This window comes from uncultured Roseovarius sp. (assembly GCF_947259555.1).
In the GTDB taxonomy this organism is placed as follows: Bacteria; Pseudomonadota; Alphaproteobacteria; order Rhodobacterales; family Rhodobacteraceae; genus Roseovarius.
Map to the genome: position 1 here is coordinate 1 of NZ_CAMYMD010000027.1, position 16399 is coordinate 16399.

General features: G+C 63.4%; 19 protein-coding genes and 1 tRNA gene. 6 read left to right on the top strand and 14 right to left on the bottom strand.

The features are described from left to right. Nucleotides 1-607, bottom strand: a 607-nt coding sequence (locus Q0X85_RS05080; RefSeq protein ID WP_297769880.1) for a nicotinate-nucleotide--dimethylbenzimidazole phosphoribosyltransferase, incomplete at its 3' end; no start/stop codon positions are given. Between the two features lie 78 nt (nt 608-685). Between Q0X85_RS05080 and cobS the strand changes: the two genes are divergently transcribed. Beyond that, nucleotides 686-1438: an adenosylcobinamide-GDP ribazoletransferase gene (gene cobS, locus Q0X85_RS05085; RefSeq protein WP_297769883.1), complete on the top strand. Its 753-nt coding sequence runs from the start codon at nt 686-688 to the stop codon at nt 1436-1438. Between the two features lie 55 nt (nt 1439-1493). Here cobS and Q0X85_RS05090 read toward each other — a convergent pair whose 3' ends face one another. The 5 genes from Q0X85_RS05090 to Q0X85_RS05110 form a co-directional block, all read right to left on the bottom strand. Beyond that, on the bottom strand, nt 1494-2003 hold the full coding sequence (locus Q0X85_RS05090) for a CarD family transcriptional regulator (protein WP_297769885.1): 510 nt from the start codon (nt 2001-2003) through the stop codon (nt 1494-1496). Nucleotides 2004-2297: 294 nt separating this feature from the next. Continuing rightward, complete coding sequence (gene fdxA / locus Q0X85_RS05095; protein WP_297769888.1) at nt 2298-2636, bottom strand: ferredoxin FdxA; 339 nt, start codon at nt 2634-2636, stop codon at nt 2298-2300. A 53-nt stretch (nt 2637-2689) separates the two neighbouring features. Next, the gene (locus tag Q0X85_RS05100; RefSeq protein ID WP_297769891.1) at nt 2690-3070 is read right to left on the bottom strand and encodes an RNA-binding S4 domain-containing protein; all 381 of its coding nucleotides are present in this window, start codon (nt 3068-3070) and stop codon (nt 2690-2692) included. Nucleotides 3071-3074: 4 nt separating this feature from the next. Further along, entirely contained in the window at nt 3075-5918 is a 2844-nt protein-coding gene (locus tag Q0X85_RS05105; protein ID WP_297769894.1) for a helicase-related protein, read from the bottom strand. A gap of 20 nt (nt 5919-5938) precedes the next feature. Then, entirely contained in the window at nt 5939-6499 is a 561-nt protein-coding gene (locus Q0X85_RS05110) for a tetratricopeptide repeat protein (RefSeq protein WP_297769896.1), read from the bottom strand. Nucleotides 6500-6569: 70 nt separating this feature from the next. Here Q0X85_RS05110 and Q0X85_RS05115 point away from each other — a divergent pair, with 70 nt between their 5' ends. Further along, nucleotides 6570-6860 carry an SCP2 sterol-binding domain-containing protein gene (locus tag Q0X85_RS05115; protein WP_297769898.1) on the top strand — a complete coding sequence of 97 codons (291 nt, stop codon included), beginning with the start codon at nt 6570-6572 and terminating at the stop codon, nt 6858-6860. Then, entirely contained in the window at nt 6860-7795 is a 936-nt protein-coding gene (locus Q0X85_RS05120) for an alpha/beta hydrolase (RefSeq protein ID WP_297769900.1), read from the top strand. Before Q0X85_RS05115 ends, Q0X85_RS05120 begins: the two co-directional genes overlap by 1 nt. 7 nt (nt 7796-7802) lie before the next feature. Here the strand turns inward: Q0X85_RS05120 and Q0X85_RS05125 are convergent, their stop codons facing one another. After that, the gene (locus Q0X85_RS05125; RefSeq protein WP_297769903.1) at nt 7803-8633 is read right to left on the bottom strand and encodes a fumarylacetoacetate hydrolase family protein; all 831 of its coding nucleotides are present in this window, start codon (nt 8631-8633) and stop codon (nt 7803-7805) included. A gap of 124 nt (nt 8634-8757) precedes the next feature. Here Q0X85_RS05125 and Q0X85_RS05130 point away from each other — a divergent pair, with 124 nt between their 5' ends. After that, entirely contained in the window at nt 8758-10578 is a 1821-nt protein-coding gene (locus tag Q0X85_RS05130; RefSeq protein WP_297769906.1) for a M3 family oligoendopeptidase, read from the top strand. A gap of 149 nt (nt 10579-10727) precedes the next feature. Here Q0X85_RS05130 and Q0X85_RS05135 read toward each other — a convergent pair whose 3' ends face one another. From Q0X85_RS05135 to Q0X85_RS05150, 4 genes are all read right to left on the bottom strand, one after another. Beyond that, on the bottom strand, nt 10728-10997 hold the full coding sequence (locus Q0X85_RS05135; protein ID WP_297769909.1) for a DksA/TraR family C4-type zinc finger protein: 270 nt from the start codon (nt 10995-10997) through the stop codon (nt 10728-10730). A gap of 61 nt (nt 10998-11058) precedes the next feature. Beyond that, a complete protein-coding gene (locus tag Q0X85_RS05140; RefSeq protein ID WP_297769912.1) occupies nt 11059-12144 on the bottom strand; it encodes an alpha/beta fold hydrolase in 1086 nt (361 codons plus the stop codon). Between the two features lie 62 nt (nt 12145-12206). Further along, the gene (rpoH, locus tag Q0X85_RS05145; protein WP_297769916.1) at nt 12207-13103 is read right to left on the bottom strand and encodes an RNA polymerase sigma factor RpoH; all 897 of its coding nucleotides are present in this window, start codon (nt 13101-13103) and stop codon (nt 12207-12209) included. 158 nt (nt 13104-13261) lie between these two features. Beyond that, nucleotides 13262-14293, bottom strand: coding sequence for an RluA family pseudouridine synthase (locus tag Q0X85_RS05150; protein ID WP_297769918.1), 1032 nt, complete (start codon nt 14291-14293; stop codon nt 13262-13264). Between Q0X85_RS05150 and Q0X85_RS05155 the strand changes: the two genes are divergently transcribed. Then, nucleotides 14292-14606, top strand: coding sequence for a DUF6476 family protein (locus Q0X85_RS05155; protein ID WP_297769921.1), 315 nt, complete (start codon nt 14292-14294; stop codon nt 14604-14606). The two genes, Q0X85_RS05150 and Q0X85_RS05155, sit on opposite strands and share 2 nt — an antisense overlap. Nucleotides 14607-14617: 11 nt before the next feature. Here the strand turns inward: Q0X85_RS05155 and Q0X85_RS05160 are convergent. Both Q0X85_RS05160 and Q0X85_RS05165 read right to left on the bottom strand, forming a co-directional pair. Continuing rightward, nucleotides 14618-14694, bottom strand: a tRNA-His gene (locus Q0X85_RS05160). Nucleotides 14695-14738: 44 nt separating this feature from the next. Next, nucleotides 14739-15221 (bottom strand): GNAT family N-acetyltransferase, encoded by a 483-nt coding sequence (locus tag Q0X85_RS05165; RefSeq protein WP_297769929.1) that lies wholly within the window; start codon nt 15219-15221, stop codon nt 14739-14741. Between the two features lie 79 nt (nt 15222-15300). On the opposite strand from Q0X85_RS05165, the gene Q0X85_RS05170 reads away from it, so the two are divergent. Continuing rightward, nucleotides 15301-15489 (top strand): DUF6324 family protein, encoded by a 189-nt coding sequence (locus tag Q0X85_RS05170; protein WP_297769923.1) that lies wholly within the window; start codon nt 15301-15303, stop codon nt 15487-15489. Here Q0X85_RS05170 and Q0X85_RS05175 read toward each other — a convergent pair. Next, nucleotides 15484-15927: an MmcB family DNA repair protein gene (locus Q0X85_RS05175; RefSeq protein ID WP_297769926.1), complete on the bottom strand. Its 444-nt coding sequence runs from the start codon at nt 15925-15927 to the stop codon at nt 15484-15486. The genes Q0X85_RS05170 and Q0X85_RS05175 overlap by 6 nt on opposite strands. Between the last annotated feature and the right edge of the window lie 472 nt (nt 15928-16399).

The window sequence follows — 16399 nt, forward strand, 5'->3', positions numbered from 1 at the left end:
CCTTGCGGGCCACCGCCTCATCCGCCAGCCCGGTGCCGCGCCCGGTCCAGCCTGCGGCATCGCCGCCATGCAGCGCCAGTGCGATGGCCGCCGCGCTCGTCGTGTTGCCGATCCCCATTTCCCCGACGACGAGCAGGTCGCAATCCGCATCGACCGCGTCCCAGCCGGTCTGCAGGGCCGTCAGCATCTCGGCCTCGGTCATGGCCGGGCCGCAGCTGATATCGCCGGTCGGGTGATCAAGGTCGAGCGCATGAGCGGTCATCCGTGCACCAACATGGCGCGCCAGCTGATTGACCGCCGCGCCGCCCGCCGCGAAATTCGCGACCATCTGCGCCGTCACCTCGGCCGGGAAGGCCGAAACGCCCTGCGCCACCACACCATGATTTCCGGCGAACACAACCACCTGCGGGGTGGTGACGCGCGCGCGCGGATCGCCACGCCATCCACAATACCAGATCGCCAGATCCTCAAGGCGCCCCAACGCCCCGGGTGGCTTGGTCAGGTGCCCGTCTCTCGCGCGGGCCTCTGATCTGGCATCGGTGTCAGGGCCCGGCAGGTCACGCAAGAGCGCGGCAAAGTCCGAAAGCGACGAGAAGGCGCGCGTCATTCAAAGCCTCGTTGATTGTTGCCCGCCCCTTCTGTATCGCAGGCACAGCCCCTGCCCCAGCCGAAAAGGGCCACGCCCATGGCAAAAAACGACACGGCTCTGCTCCGCCTCTCCGACCTGCCCCTGGCGCTGTGCCTGCTCAGCCGTCTGCCAGTGACAGTACGGCACTTCGACCGCGGCGCGCAGGCGGCGTGGGCCTATCCTCTGGTCGGTCTGTTGCTGGGGGCGCTCGCCGCGCTGGCCGGGCTCTTTGTCCTCTGGCTCGGGTTGCCGGCTGCCATGGCTGCCCTTGTGGCCGTGGCCGTACCCATCGTGCTCAGCGGTGCGATGCATGAGGACGGGCTTGCCGATACAGCGGACGGCCTGTGGGGCGGCTGGACGCGGGAGCGGCGGCTGGAGATCATGAAAGACAGCCATATCGGCAGCTACGGTGTCATTGCGCTCTGCCTGTCACTGATCGCGCGCATCATCGCGTTATGGCTGCTTTACGAGGCTGGCACGGCCACGGTCGCGGTGATGGCCGGTGCCATGCTCTCGCGCGCGGGAATGTCCGTTGTCATGGCGGCCTTGCCGCACGCGCGCGCGGATGGGCTGTCACACGCGCAGGGACGCGCGCCATGGCGTTCGGTCGCGGTGGGGACCACAATGGCCCTCGGTCTCACGCTCATGCTGTTGGGGCCGTCCGGCTTGGCCACTGGCGTCACTGCGGCACTGGTCGTGCTTGGAGTTTGTCTTGTGGCGCATAACAAGATCGGCGGTCAAACCGGAGATATCCTTGGCGCGACGCAGCAATTCGTCGAAATCGCGGTGCTGGTCACACTGATCCCCTGAAACGCCGAAGGGCCGCACCTGTCGGCCCGGCCCTCGCGTCAATCTGTGTGGGCAATCACGCGGCGCGCGACACCAGCACATCATCCACCTGACGCGCCGCAAGAACCTCGTCGCCACCGGAGACGGCGGCCACTTCGCGTGTCAGACGCTCGAGCGCAGCCTCGTAGAGCTGACGTTCGGAATAGCTCTGCTCGCGCTGATCATCGCTGCGATGCAGGTCGCGCACGACCTCGGCAATCGCGATCAGATCACCGGAATTGATCTTTTGCTCGTATTCCTGAGCGCGGCGCGACCACATCGCGCGCTTGACCTTGGCCTTGCCCTTGAGCGTGGTCATCGCCTTGGAAACGACATCCGGGCTCGACAGGCTCCGCATACCGATCTCGGTGGCCTTGTTGGTGGGCACGCGCAGTGTCATCTTGTCTTTTTCGAACGAGATCACGAAAAGCTCCAGCGTGATGCCGGCAATTTCCTGTTCTTCGATCGAAACGATCTGGCCCACGCCGTGAGCCGGGTATACAACATAATCGTCAGGGCGGAATTCGATCTTCTTGGACTTCGACATTCAGGTCTTCCTCGCAGGGCTGCCATCTCGGACACGAAAAACACACGCCAAGGCCCAAAATGGTCCACGGAATATGTGTATCTGTCGCAAAGAAATCCACCCCCGGGCAGCAACGCGGGTGAATGGATATCAGGCATATCGCTTCGTTGTCACATAAATGTATCATAAAAAACCGCCTCGCGAAAGGGCGGTCTTTTCAACAGTCGTTTTGCATCGCCTATCTCAAGGAGATGTTACCGAAAGATACCGCTTTCAAGCCCAGAAAGCGCGGCAAATCCCGAATCGCCAGACAGGTCAGCCCCCCTCGCCGGGGGCCTCGGAAAAGTATTTTTCCAGTTTGCCGGGCTCGCCGTCGCGCTCTTCTGCATCGGGGAGCGGGTCTTTCTTGGTGATGATGACCGGCCACATCTCGGAATACTTGCGATTGAACTCGACCCATTTTTCCATTTCGGGCTCTGTATCGGGGCGGATCGCATCGGCCGGGCATTCGGGCTCGCACACGCCGCAATCAATGCACTCGTCGGGATGAATGACCAGCATGTTCTCGCCTTCGTAGAAGCAATCCACCGGACATACCTCGACGCAATCGGTGTATTTGCAGGCGATACAGGCGTCGTTCACGATATAGGTCATGGCCGTCTCTCAATTCTTGCCGAGTTGCGCTTCACGTAATCCAGCAGGGCGGATCAATCAAGCGCTCCCGGGCCATTGAGGTCGAGTTTGCGGCGGTCGCGCTTGGTGGGGCGCCCTTTTCCTTCATATTTCGGCGCGGGCGGAACGGCGTCCTTCGGTTCAGGGTCTGTGAGGTCTTCGTAAAGAGCCTGCGCCTCGGGGGCGGGTCCGCGTCTTGTGCCCAACTCGGCGATGCGGACGACACGGACGCGCGCGCCTTGTGCGAATGTCAGCACGTCCTCGGGCCCCACCGCCTGCGCCGGTTTCGACGCCCGAGTGCCATTCACCCGCACGTGACCTGCTGACACCTCTTTGGCCGCCAGTGTGCGCGTCTTGAAGAACCGCGCCTGCCAGAGCCATTTGTCGAGCCGGATTTTAGCACTCGGCCCGTCCAAGCGGTCAGCCCTTGGTCTTGAGCCCCATCAGGGCCGCGGCAAAGGGGTTGTCCGGGTCGATCTTGTCCTTCTTTTCGGGCCGGGCGGCATAATTCTTGGGTTTTTCCTCACGCGGCTTGCCCTTGGCCGGTTTGCCCTTGGGCTTGCCGCCTTGGCGTGCCTGCTTGCCACGCGGGCCCTGCGCGGGACGGTCGCCGCGCGCGCGGTTGCCACGCGGGGCCCATGTGAAGGTATAGTAGACCTCGATCTCGGGCTCAGTGACTTCCGGCGATTCACCGGGGGCTACGTCTTCTTCGGGGGTTTCATTGATCTGGGCTGGCACTTCGGACTCTGCCGCAGGTTCCTCGGCGATCGGGGCCAGCCCCTCGTCGGTGATCTCGGCCACCGCGTCGCCCGCCGTTTCCGGCGCGCTCTCACCCTCAGTCACGGCGGCATCGGCCGGCGCGTCCGCGATGGCCTGATCGACCGGTTTGACCTTTTCGCGCTCGCCGCGCTCCGCCTTGTAGCCCAGCCCTTGCATCAGCAGGGCAAACTGCTCCAGTGTCATGCCGGTGATCGACAGCATGTCCGCCTTGGCCTCGAAGCCGCCGCGCGTGTCCTCTCCGCGCAGCATATCCGCGAGCCGCTCGAGCATGTCGATGCGAATCGCCCGCTCGCCCGCAGCCCGGTAGCCCGCCATCGTGAAATACCCGTTGGGAACATCGTCCCGCGCAGGCACAGTCACCAAGCCCGGAGGCGGCGCCTCGGGAAACTCGTCCAGCCCATTGGCAAGCGACCAGAGCACCAATCGCAGGCGGGTCGGCGCGGGCTTGAGCAGCAGCGGCAGAAAGACCGTGAACTGGCCGAAGCGGATGCCATGCTTGCGCAGGGCGCCGCGCGCCTCCTGATCGAGCGCCTTGACCTCGTCCGCCACATCGCCGCGCGGCAGGAGGCCCAACGCCTCGACCATGCGAAAGCCAAAGCCGCGCGCGAGCCCGGTCAACGCCTCGTCGCGCTGGATATTGAGCAAAGGCTCGAACAGTGTCGCGACCTTGCGATCTATGAAATGTTGCAGGCGGCGCTGCACCTTGGCCGCCACATCCGCGCCCGCCTCGTCATCGACAAACGCCATGACCTGCGGCTTGAGCGGATCGGCCCCGGCGGTGAGCTTGCCAACGGCCTCCTTGCCCCAGAGCAGACCGCCCTGTTCGGTAAAGTCGATCTCGGTATCGGGCGCGTTGTAAAACCGGTCCGCCTTGAGATGGAAATGCGGCGCCAGCGCGGACACGCTCGCCTGCTGGAGCGTGCGCGCCTCTTGTCCCGCCGCAGTCTTGTCCTGCCTGAAGCGGAACCCTTCCAGCCGTCCGACGAATTCGCCCTCGACGGTCACATCACCTTGATCGTTTACCTCGGCCACCATGGCCTCCTTCTGCTTGAGCCGGCGCAAGAGCACGGATGTGCGCCGGTCCACAAATCTTTGGGTCAGACGCTCGTGCAGCGCATCCGACAGGCGGTCTTCTACAGCGCGTGTCGCGCCGCGCCAATGGTTTTCGTCATCTACCCAGCCTTTTCGCTGCGCGACATAGGTCCATGTGCGGATATATGCCAACCGCTTGGACAGGGTGTCTATGTCGCCATCAGTGCGGTCGATGCGCTTGACCTGTCGCGCCAGCCAGTCATCCGGCACCCGGCCATATTGCACCAGGTCGCAATAGATCGTCTCTAGCAGCCCGGCATGTTCGGCATGGCTGATGCCGCGAAAATCGGGAATGCGGCAGACATCCCAAAGCAGCCTGACCGAGGGCGCGTCACTGGCGCGCGCCGCGACATCGGGCTGTGCCGACAGCGTCTTGAGCGCACTCAAATCGTCGGCCTCGCGGGCGCGGGCCAACAACTCGTGCTCGGGCTTGGCCTCGAGTGAGGCGATCAGCGACTGCGTGCTGCCAAAGGCCAGCCGCGCATTGCGCCATTCCAGCTTGCGAATGGGGGCAAAGCGATGCTCCATGATCGCCTGCGCCAGATCGGCATCGAGATCGGGCGCCTCGCCGGTCACGCCGAATGTGCCATGGCTCATCCCCCGCCCCGCGCGCCCGGCGATCTGCCCCAGCTCATTGGGTTGCAGATGCCGCATCCGCCGCCCGTCGAATTTCGTGAGCGACGAGAACGCCACATGGTTGATATCGAGGTTGAGCCCCATGCCGATCGCATCTGTCGCCACCAGGTAATCGACATCGCCATTCTGATAGAGCGCCACCTGCGCATTGCGGGTGCGCGGGCTAAGCGCGCCCATCACCACCGCCGCCCCGCCCTTTTGGCGGCGCAGCAACTCGGCCATCGCATAGACGTTTTCCACCGAAAACCCGACAATGGCGCTGCGGGCGGGCATTTTCGAGATCTTCTTTGGCCCCGAATAGCTGAGCTGCGACATCCGCTCGCGGCTCAGAAACTCCACGCCCGGCACAAGCGCGGCGATGGTCCCGCGCATGGTGTGGCTGCCCAGAAACTGGGTCTCGCGGAGGCCCCGCATGCGCAACAGCCGGTCGGTAAAGACATGCCCGCGCTCAGGATCGGCGCAAAGCTGTATCTCGTCCACGGCGACGAAATCGGTGCCCATCCCGTCGGGCATCGCCTCGACCGTGCAGACCCAGTATTGCGCGCGCTCCGGCACGATGCGCTCTTCGCCCGTGACCAGCGCCACCACCGACGGGCCCCGCACCGCCACGATCCGGTCATAGACCTCGCGCGCCAGCAGGCGCAGCGGCAGGCCGATCACCCCCGTGCGATAGCCCAGCATCCGCTCAATGGCGAAATGCGTCTTGCCGGTATTGGTGGGGCCCAGAACCGCAAGGGTTCTCGACTGCTCGGACATCCGCCGCGTTCCTTATGCCGTCAGAGTTCCGCGCTGCCCAGTTTTCGGACCGCACTTTCCCGTGCCTTGGTTACGTCCTCATGATGCGGATGTATAGCCAGTGCACGCGAAAAGGCGTCGACTGCCATCTCGGGCTGCCCCATTTCGTTCAGCAGGACGCCCAGACCGTAAATCACATTGAAATGACGCGGTTCCAGCGCAAGCGCCTGTTCGATGTCATGTAGCGCAAGGCCGTAGCGGTCTTGCTTGAAGAACGCCACCGAGCGCAGATGCCAGGCTTCGGCGAATTGCGGCGCGTGGTCGATCGCGGCGCTCAGATGCTCGATGGCGGCGGCAAGCTCGCCTGCCTGCAACGCATCCTCGCCCCGCCGCAGCAGCAGATCCATGGCTGCCGAGCCGGATTTCGAGAGTTCAAGCTCGATCTCGGCGGCGAGGCGGCGCGCCTCTTGCGGTTCGGCCTGTGAAAGCTGCGCGAACAGGCGGTCAAGTCGCGTCTCTTCGGCCATCGCCGGTACGGAAAACGTGACTATCGCGAGGACTGCCGCGACGATACGGTTGAGATTGAGAATTGCTGCACCCATAACAGTGATAGTTTAGCGCAGATTGGCGGGATGCAAACCCCCGCCGTCGCAATTGTGAAAGGAAGCGCAAATGAGCGATGTGATTACCGCAGCAGTGGCCGCACTCAACGAGAAAATGGGTGATGAAGGCTTTGATGGCACCGCGAAATTCGTCATCGAGGGTGAAGGCTCCATCGTGATCGATTCGGATGGCGCGCGCGCCTCGGATGACGACGCGGAAGTGACGCTCAGCGCGGATACCGACACCTTCGAATCAATTCTCGCAGGCGATCTCGACCCGACCGCGGCCTTCATGTCCGGCCGTCTCAGCGTCGATGGGGATATGGGACTGGCGATGAAATTGGGCAGCGTGCTCGCCTGATGCACGAGGCACCGCTCTTTACCGACCTGGCCGATGGGCCTGAGGGCGGTGCCGCCTGGTGGCTCAACGCCGCCGATGGCGTGCGCATCCGTATCGGACTTTGGAACCGTGATGCGCCGAACGGGACCGTGCTGCTGTTTCCGGGTCGCACCGAATATATCGAGAAATACGGTCGCGCCGCGGCGTCCTTTGCGGCCTGCGGCTATGCGACCCTTGCGCTCGACTGGCGGGGACAGGGCCTCGCGGATCGACTGGCCGAGGACAGGATGTCAGGCCATGTCCATGATTTCGCGGATTACCAATTGGACGTGGCGGCCATGATGGAGGCCGCGCAACGCCTCGACCTGCCGAGGCCTTGGCATCTCCTGGCGCATTCGATGGGCGGCTGTATCGGCCTGCGCGCCGTGATGCAGGGCCTTGCGGTACAAAGCTGCGCCTTTTCCGGGCCGATGTGGGGCATTCAGATGACAGACGCGCTGCGCCCGTTTGCGTGGTCGCTGTCATGGGGCAGCCGTCAACTGGGCATGGACCATTTCTACGCCCCCGGCACCGTCGGCGAACATTACGTCCTGACCGAACCGTTCGCGAGCAACAAGCTCACCAACGACTCTGGCATGTACGACTACATGGGAAATCAACTGCGCGCGCATCCTGAATTGGGGATCGGAGGGCCAAGCCTGCGCTGGCTGCACGAGGCGCTGCGCGAAACACGGGATCTGTCGCACCTGCCGTCACCCGGCATGCCCTGCCTGACCATCCTCGGGGAAGATGAGCAAATTGTCGATATTGGCCGAGTCGAGGACCGGATGGCGCGTTGGCCCGGCGGGCATCTGGAAATGGTGCCGCACGGTCGCCACGAGACCTTGATGGACGCCCCGGAGATGCGCGACCCGCTGTTTCGGACGCTCTGCCAGTTTTATTCTGACAGCGCCTGAAGTGAGGTCAACGGTCGCGAACGACTGGCGACCGCTGCTCCCCGAGCCCGGTGATATTCAGCACCATCTCGTCGCCCTCGACGAGATAACGCGGCGGTTTCTGGCCCATTCCGACGCCCGGCGGGGTCCCGGTTGCGATGACGTCGCCCGGCTGAAGGGTCATCAGCTCGCTCATATAGGCGACGATCTGCGCCACGCTAAAGATCATGCGGCCGGTGTTGCCGGTCTGCATACGGCTGCCATTGAGGTCGAGCGACAGATCGAGCGCCTGCACGTCGCCCAATTCGTCCGGTGTCACCAGCCACGGCCCCATCGGGGCAAAGCTGTCGCAGCTCTTGCCCTTGGTCCATTGTCCGGACCGCTCCATCTGAAGGGCGCGCTCGGACACGTCATTCACGATCGTGTAACCCGCGATATGACGGCGCGCCTCGGCCTCGGTCACGTATTTCGCGCGGCGTCCGATCACGACGCCAAGCTCAACCTCCCAGTCGGTCTTTTCCGCCCCGCGCGGCAGGCTGACCGGATCATGCGGGCCAACGATCGCGGACGTCGCCTTGAGAAACACGATCGGATCATCCGGTGGCGTGGCCCCAACCTCTTCGGCATGATCGGTGTAGTTCAAACCAATCGCGATAAGCTTGCCCACCCGCCCCACCGGAGGGCCGAGCCTTGGTTGGCCTTCCACGAGCGGAAGGCTCTCGGGGTTGATGCGCGGCAAGTCGGACAGCACCGACCCCGCCACATCGGGCACCACCCCGGACAGATCGCGCAGCCGACCGCCGACATCCAGAACCGCGGGCATTTCATGCCCAACCGCGCCGTATCTTGCAAATCTCATGTCCGGTCTTCCCCCTTGGCCTATGAATACCCTAGCTGCCACTGCGCGAATGACAAGCACCCTGCCCCTTGTGACCCTCGCACGCCCGGCCTATGTCTGAGCACAGTCAACATGAGGTGCTCAAATGATCAATCTGCCGTTTCCCATCCACGACGCCAATGCCGCATCCGGCGACAGGGACATGGGGAACCTGCCAGAATGGGATCTGAGCGATCTCTATGCCGGCGAGGACGCGCCGGAACTGCAACGCGATCTCGACTGGCTGCAAACCGCCTGCGCCGAGTTTGCCAGTGATTACGAGGGCAAGCTCGACACGCTGGATGCGGCCGGGCTGCTCGACTGCCTGCACCGCGACGAGGCGATCAGCCGAACGGCAGGGCGGATCATGTCCTTTGCCGGGCTGCGCTATTACCAGCTGACCACCGATGGCGGGCGGGCGAAATTCCTCTCCGACTGTCAGGAGAAGGTCACGAATTACACCACGCCGCTGGTCTTTTTCTCGCTGGAACTGAACCGGCTGGATGAGGGCGCGCTCAAGGCGATGTATGCCGAGAACGCCGATCTCGCGCGCTACGCCCCCGTCATCCGCCGCATCCGCGCGATGAAGCCGCATCAGCTGTCGGATGAGCTTGAGAAATTCCTGCATGATCTGGGCGTCGTGGGCGACGCGTGGGAGCGGCTCTTTGACGAGACCATTGCCGGGCTGACCTTCACCGTGGACGGTGAGGACATGGGCATCGAAGGCACGCTCAACCTGCTGACCGAGCAGGACCGCGATCAACGCGAGGCCGCCGCGCACGAATTGGCGCGGGTCTTTGGCGAGAATATCCGCACGTTTTCCCGCGTCCACAACACCGCGGCCAAGGAAAAAGAGGTGATTGACCGCTGGCGCAAGATGCCCACACCGCAGACCGGGCGTCACCTCAGCAACGATGTCGAGGCGGAAGTGGTCGAGGCGCTGCGCGATGCGGTCGTTGCGGCCTATCCGAAACTCTCGCATCGCTATTATGAGTTGAAGCGCAAATGGCTCGGGCTCGACCGGATGCAGGTCTGGGACCGCAACGCGCCGCTGCCGATGGAGGAAACCCGCATCGTCGGCTGGGACGACGCGCGCGAGACGGTGATGAACGCCTATGGCGCGTTCGATCCGCGCATGGCCGATCTGGCGCAGCCGTTTTTTGAGAAGGGCTGGATCGACGCGGGCGTGAAGCAGGGCAAGGCACCGGGGGCGTTTGCGCATCCCACGGTGACAGATGTGCACCCTTACGTGATGCTCAACTACCTCGGCAAACCGCGCGACGTGATGACGCTGGCGCATGAACTGGGCCACGGCGTGCATCAGGTGCTGGCGGCTGAGCAGGGCGAGTTGTTGTCCTCAACGCCGCTCACGCTGGCGGAAACCGCGAGCGTCTTCGGCGAGATGCTGACCTTCCGCCGGATGCTCGACGGGGCCAAGGACAAGGCCGAGCGCAAGGTTCTGCTGGCGGGCAAGGTCGAGGACATGATCAACACGGTCGTGCGCCAAATCGCGTTCTACGATTTCGAATGCAAGCTGCATGCCGCGCGCCGTGAAGGCGAGTTGACGCCTGACGACATCAACGCGCTGTGGATGTCCGTGCAGGCCGAGAGCCTCGGGCCGGCGTTTGATTTCATGGAGGGGTATGAGACGTTCTGGGCCTATATCCCGCATTTCGTGCATTCACCGTTTTACGTCTACGCCTATGCCTTCGGTGACGGGCTGGTGAACGCGCTTTATGCCGTTTACGAAGAAAACCCCGACGGCTTTCAGGAGAAGTATTTCGAGATGCTCAAGGCGGGTGGATCAAAGCATCACAAGGACCTGCTCGCGCCCTTTGGTCTCGACGCCTCCGACCCGGCGTTCTGGGACAAGGGCCTGTCGATGATCTCGGGGCTGATCGACGAGCTGGAGGCGATGGAGGACTGAGCGCCCTGCCACAGCCCGACCGAGCGGGGCGGAATTTTCAAAAAATTCCGCCCCGATTTCTTTTGAAGAAATCGTTACCTGCGCGACCCGTCGCCGCAGCGGCTTTCGACGTACCTACCGACGCAATACCGACGCGATGCAGCCGCGCCTCACTTCAACTGGCTGTCCTTCGATCCGCGCCGGTTGATGCCGCCGCGCGGCTGGTTTTGCGCCTGAACATCGGACGCGCAGTCGATGCAGAGCTTCACGCCGGGGATCGCTTCGCGGCGGGCCTCGGGGATCGGCTCCTCGCAATCGGCGCAATGCGTCAGGCTCTCGCCCTGCGGCTGCGCACGCGCCTTGAGCCGCGCCAGCTCATCGGAAATCGAGGCTTCGATCTGTTCGCTTACCGCGCCATCGCGCGCCCATCCACCGGCCATCGGGACCTCCTTGTGTCGCGGACCCAGTTTACGCCAAGCCGCGCCTGCGTCAACGCGGGGATCAGGGCTCCAGGTGTTTGGCGGCGGGCAAGCTCAGGGACATGTCCCGGATAAAGCCGGTGCCAACCCCGCCCGCCTGCTGGATGATACCGTTCAGCATCTGGATGGCGGCGGGTGATGTGACCGGCACGAAGTGATTGTATCCCTCGCCATCGGCGAGATCCGTGAAATCGACGACCTCGACATCGGGCCGCTGCACCTTTTCAACATCGTCGATCACCCCGAGGCGTGGCTTGCGCCCGGTGATGAAGCCCGACAGCGTCAGCGCGCGATCCGCCTTGGTGATGAAGATCAGGAAAGGCTGTGGAAGCTCGCCGATCGCTTCGGCCTGTCGCTCGAAAAGATCGGGGTCGATATCCGGCGACATGAGCACCACGCCGCTGATCCGGTCGAAGATCTGCCTGTCGCCTTTCAGGGCGATCTGGCGCAGAACCTCCATGGTCAGTTGCGACCCCATGGAGTGGGCCAGCAGAAACACCTTGTCGCCGGGATGCGCCGTCAGGTCACGCAGCAGCGCCTCAAGATCGTCACGCGCATAGAGTACGCTGTCACGATCGTAAATATAGCCGCGCGGATCGCCCGCCGAGGGCCAGGAGAACAAGAGCCCCGGCATGCTCACATCGAAATCGGTCTGGATCTGCGCCAGCCGGTACATCGCCTCTGACAGGGTGTTGTTGTACCCGTGGACAAAGACAAAGGTTTCACGCTCGCCCGTGCGGCGGCGCATATCCCGCAAGAGCGTCTCGGGGCCCGAGAATACTTCTGTCCCTGTCACCACGAAATCGGTCGCGGCGTCGGCGGGGCCTTGGGGCCACTCTATCTGACCGGTCTGGTGTGTGGGAGGGATCGAGATATCTGCGCGGAAGTGATTGACGCGGTCCGGCCGTTCAAGGCCGAAGATAGGGCCTGTCTTGCCCAGTTCACGCCCTGTGGCCACGAAAACCGGTTGAATGGTCGCCGTGGGGTCGCGCGCCGCGCGCTCGGCGGTGACGCGGGGCGCGCAGGCCATCAGCACGCCAAGCGCGAGGACCGCCAATCCGCGCAGCATCACCCGTGCCGAAAAGGTCTCGTTTGCTGCGCACGGCATCTGATTGTCCATCCCAAGCTGTTGACCCTGTGATAGACAATCCCGGCGGTTTCGCCAACAGGTCAGCTTTGCGACAAGATACCTTTTTCCTGTGCCAGACCGCGCATGCGTTTTTGCAGTTTCTCGAAGGCGCGCACCTCGATCTGGCGAATGCGCTCGCGGCTGACGCCATATTCAGCGCTCAGGTCTTCCAGCGTGACTGTCTCGTCGCTCAACCGGCGCTGTGTCAGGATATCGCGCTCGCGCTCGTTGAGCACATCGAGGGCCTGTACCAGGAGTTCCCGGCGAACCTGCAATTCGTCCTGCGCCTCGTATGCACCGGCCTGATCGGCGTCTTCGTCCTCAAGCCAATCCTGCCATTGCATCGTGCCCTCGCCCTCGGAGCCGACGGTGGCGTTGAGAGAGGCATCAGAGCCCGACATGCGCCGGTTCATGCTGATCACCTCGTCTTCGGTCACCCCGAGATCGGTGGCGATCTTCTTGACGGCGTCGGGCCTGAGATCGCCCTCTTCGAGCGCGCCAATACGGGCCTTGGCCTTGCGCAGGTTGAAAAACAGCTTCTTTTGCGCCGAGGTCGTGCCGAGTTTTACCAGGCTCCACGAGCGCAGGATATATTCCTGAATGCTCGCCCGGATCCACCACATCGCGTAGGTCGCGAGGCGAAAGCCACGCTCCGGATCGAACCGCTTGACCGCCTGCATGAGGCCAACATTGGCCTCGGAGATCACCTCGGCCTGCGGCAGCCCGTAGCCGCGATAGCCCATCGCGATCTTGGCCGCGAGACGCAGGTGGCTGGTGACCATGCGATGCGCGGCCTCGGTGTCCTGCTCCTCGACCCATCGCTTGGCGAGCATGTATTCCTCTTCCGGCTCAAGCAGCGGAAACTTGCGGATCTCCTGCATATAGCGATTCAATCCGCCTTCCGGTGTCGGTGCTGGCAGATTCGCGTAATTGCCCATGCCGTTGTCCCTCCTGATGTTTAGTCTGTTAACATCGACCTAAGAACGTGCCCCTGAACTTTCAAGATATCATAAGTCACATCTCTTAACGATGAGGTAAGACCTTTCCGTCGCAATGCCGCCAATATGTCAGAAATTCACGTGGTCTTGCGCCAGTGTCACGCCGCGCCCCTCAGCGCCGCGATCAGCGCCGCCATATCAGGCGGTACCGGCGATTCGAACCGCAAGGCCGCGCCGCTGACCGGATGAGCGAAACCGAGAACAGCGGCATGCAGCGCCTGACGGGAAAAGCCGCTCGCGGCCTCTATGGCGCGCGGCGAGAGCGCCTTTTGCGACAGCTTGCGCCGTCCGCCATAGACCGGATCGCCAATCAGCCCATGCCCGACATGCGCCAGATGCACCCGGATTTGATGGGTGCGCCCGGTCTCCAGCCGGCATTCCAGCAGCGCCGCCGCCGCCGGGTGGCCAAACCGGTCCAGCACCTGCGCGCGCGTCACCGCGTGGCGGCCCCCGTCAAAGGTCACGGCCTGCCGCTGCCGGTCGGTCTTGTGCCGGGCCAGCCCGGTGGTGACGCGCAGCACATTGCCCGGCTCGAAGGACGCGCCGCGCACGCCGCGCAGGCGCGGGTCGCTTGCCTCGGGCACACCATGGACCACCGCGAGATAGGCGCGTTCGGCGCTATGCGTCTCGAATTGCGCGGCCAGCCCCTGATGCGCGGCGTCGGACTTGGCCACGACCAGAAGGCCGCTGGTATCCTTGTCGATACGGTGCACGATCCCGGGCCGCCGCGCACCGCCCACACCCGAGAGCGTGTCACCGCAATGATGCAAGAGCGCATTGACCAGAGTGCCTGCCGGACTGCCGGGGGCGGGATGCACGACCATTCCGGCGGGCTTGTCGATCACGATCAGGTCGTCATCCTCATGCACCACGACAAGCGCGATGTCTTCGGCTCCGATATGGCTCTCGCGGGCCTCCGGCACGTCGATCTCGATCAGGTCTCCCTCAACCACCCGTGCCTTGGCATCGCGGGTTACCGCGCCGTTGACGCGCACCGCCCCCTCACCAAGCAACCTTGCCAGCCGGGTGCGCGACAGGGCAGCCGCCTCTGGTACATCCCGGACAAGCGCCTTATCAAGGCGCTGAGGCGGATCATCCCCGATCCGAAAGACAAGCGGGTCAAGCCCCATGGACGACACTCCCCCGCCGGTCAGCCCGGCGACACTGAAATTCCTCGCGCGGCTGGTCACGGTGCTGACCGCCACGATGATTGTCGGCGTTGTAGTCATCGTAGCCTTGCTTGTCATCCGCTTCTCGGGCGAGGAGCGGACACCGCCGCTGGCCCTGCCCGAGAGCATCGACCTGCCCGGAGAGGCACGCGCCACGGCGGTGACGCTGGGCGACGATTGGCTGGCGGTTGTCACCGAGGATGACCGCATCCTGATTTACGATCGGGTCAGCGGCAGCCTGCGGCAGACCGTTGACATCGAGCGGCAGAATTGAGCGGTTTGCGGTGGTACCGCCTCCCCGGCTTGAACGGGGGACCTCTGGATCCACAATCCAGCGCTCTAACCAACTGAGCTAAGGCGGCACTGGAGGGCGATTTAACTTTACCGGCGTATGAATGCAAGCGTCTTAAAAGGTGATTTCCCAGCTTTGTTCGACAAGGTCACGGCCAAAGGACCGCACCGGCCGGGCCGAAATCAGGCGCCATCCGGTCCGTTCGTAGAGCGCGCAGGCGGCGCGATGGCTCTCATGTGTCCAGAGTCGCATACCGCGATATCCGCGCGATCGGGCGAACGCCATACACTGCATGAGCATTCGCTTGCCCACCCCCTTGCCGCGCGCCTGCCGCTCAAGCAGAAAGAGGCGCAGCTTGGCCGTCTCGGCATCGAGCTGCGTGCAAAAGATCGAGCCCAGCCGCAGCCCCTCATGCTCGGCAATCCAGCCCGCTTCGCGCGCAGGATCGTGGCTGGCGATGAAATCACGGATGATGTCGGCCACCAACGGCCCGAATGTACGGTCAAAGCCCTCATCCGCGGCATAAAGCGTTGCATGACGCTCCACGAGCCATGGTGCATCATCGGCGCGGAACGGGCGCAGGCTGATCCGGGTCATACCCGCCACCAAACCGCCAGAACGCTTGCCAAGCAAGAGGGAAAAGAGTAGCAGACCGGCTTGTGTCAAGGAGAGTGTCATGGGCATCAATTCAGAGACCGACATCGAAGCCAACCTCCAGATCGGGCCCACCGACCATGGCATGGTGCGCCTTTATATCGAGGCACAGGGCATCGAGATTCCGATGGATTTCACCCCTGATGAAGCAGAGGAAATCGCCTCGGAAATCGCCGCCTCGGCCAAGGCGGCACGCAGCAAGGGGTCATAGGCGCGGGTCCATCACCGATTGCAGCCGCCGCGCCGCGTGACGTGCGAATTTGCGTGTGAGCGCCGCGCGTCGGGCACCGGCCAGCCGGTTTTCGGGGCCCATGCGAATGATCTCGGCATTATAGGCGTCGGCGAGAATTAATCCGGTGCCATCGGGCAGCAGATCCACCGGAAAATCCGAATCCACGGCCCAGAAGTAGCGGTCACACCATTGCAGATAGCCCTGCCATTTCGCGTCCCCCATAAAATCCGCGCGGCTCGACTTGCATTCCACGACCCAGATTTCGCCCTTGGGGCCGAGCGCCATCACGTCCACGCGGCGCCCCCGCTCGGGAACGAATTCGACAATTGAATCAAAGTCATGACTCCTCAAGTGGCGGCAAACGCCACGCGCCAGAACCTGACCAGGTTGCATCATGTTTTGATCTGTCCACGCCATGCAAGGATTATGAACAAAACACGAACGCACGCAACCCCTTGTCGCGGGGCCGGCAAACGCCTACTTCAGGAGTGTGGCGGGTGCTGCCCTTCTCGATAACGGTTGCATTCCGGTGGCCTTAAGCAATTCCGAGGGAGTTGGCTCTGTCCGGGCCCTGGTCCGGTTACCCGATGCCCACCTGTACACACAGGTCCTCGGGAATGAGAACACCGAACGGTCGCGGCGGGCCCGTCACACTTCATTCAAGACATGCGCACGCATTAAAAACGCCCCGGCGCGCCAGCCCCTTGCAGTAAATGATGCAGGTGAGCACACGCAGTGGGCTAGGAGCGCGATGACCGCTTCGAGCCCAGACTGTCGATTGCGTTAGAAACGAACCTCGGCTTGGCTTGGCCTTGAGCGGACCTAAGAGCCAACCGCGCGAACAGCACCGAAGGTGCCGCGCGATCGCCGGGCCGTCCCGCGGCCTGGC